Origin of the sequence: Micromonospora sp. NPDC047753 (assembly GCF_040642735.1) — a bacterium.
Classification (GTDB): Bacteria; Actinomycetota; Actinomycetes; order Mycobacteriales; family Micromonosporaceae; genus Micromonospora.
Window position 1 is genome coordinate 1 of the sequence record NZ_JBEYSL010000874.1, and the last position, 1,260, is coordinate 1,260.

Below are 1,260 nucleotides of genomic sequence, written 5' to 3' on the forward strand. Positions count from 1 at the left end.
GTTCGAATTCTCGCTGTAATACTCCGATCCACTGAGGTCGATGCGACAGCAGGCCGCGATCCACCCACCACCACACCTGTCCGGACTGCGCCGTCCGCCGTCCGGGTCTGCGAGAAGGGGCACCAGATGAGCAGACTTCTCCCCCGCACGGCCCTGTGGTCGAGGCGGTTGCGCGCGGCGCTCGCCGTCCTCGCCACCGCGGTCGCCATGTGCGGCGTTGTCCTCGCCGCCACCTCGACCCCGTCGAGCGCCGCCACCTGCAACGGTTACGTCGGCCTCACCTTCGACGACGGCCCGACCGGCAGCACCAGCGCGCTGCTCAACGTGCTGCGCAACAACGGCGTACGGGCCACGATGTTCAACGTCGGGCAGAACGTCCAGAACAACAGGTCAGCCGCACAGGCACAGGTGGCCGCCGGCATGTGGGTCGCCAACCACAGCTGGAACCACGCCCACATGACCTCGATGAGCCAGTCCCAGATGCAGTCGGACCTGTCCCAGACCAGCTCGGCGATCCAGTCGGCGACCGGCAGCCGGCCGGTGCTGTTCCGGCCGCCGTACGGCGAGACCAACTCGACCCTGCAGTCGGTGGCGTCGTCGCTGGGCATGCGCCAGGTGATCTGGGACGTGGACTCGCAGGACTGGAACGGCGCCAGCGTCAGCCAGATCGTGTCCAACGCGAGTCGACTCCAGGCCGGTCAGGTCATCCTGATGCACGACGGGATCCAGAACACCCGCGACGCCATCCCCCAGATCATGGCCAACCTGACCAGCCGCAACCTGTGCCCCGGCATGATCTCGCCGTCCACCGGCCGCGCGGTCGCGCCCGACGGCACGACCCCGCCGACCACCCCGCCGCCGACCACCCCACCGCCCTCCGGCGGCACCTGCACAGCGACCGCCACGACCCCCAACGTCTGGGGCGACAGGTACAACACGTCGGTGACGGTCAGCGGCGCCAGCACGTGGACCGTGGTCGTGGCCATCACCTCGCCGCAGCGGGTCTCCACCGTGTGGAACGGCACCGCCACCTGGGACAGCAGCGGGACGGTCATGACCATGCGGTCCAACGGCAGTGGCAACACCTTCGGCTTCACCACGATGACCAACGGCAACAGCAGCGCCCGCCCACAGATCCGCTCCTGCACCTCGGGTTGACATCGCCCAGGTTGAGTCGTGCGCGGTGGCACCGCGTTCGATGAGCGCGGTGACCCGACGGCGGTGGTCCCCCCACCGGACCGTCCGGCCTGAGCGCTCGCC

At 69.3% G+C, this 1,260-nt stretch carries 1 protein-coding gene; it reads left to right on the top strand.

Annotated features, from left to right (window positions below; all coding sequences use genetic code 11):
- The first annotated feature begins 126 nt into the window (after positions 1-126).
- On the top strand, positions 127-1,158 hold the full coding sequence (locus ABZ749_RS35385) for a polysaccharide deacetylase family protein (RefSeq protein ID WP_357235794.1): 1,032 nt from the start codon (positions 127-129) through the stop codon (positions 1,156-1,158).
- Positions 1,159-1,260 lie beyond the last annotated feature (102 nt).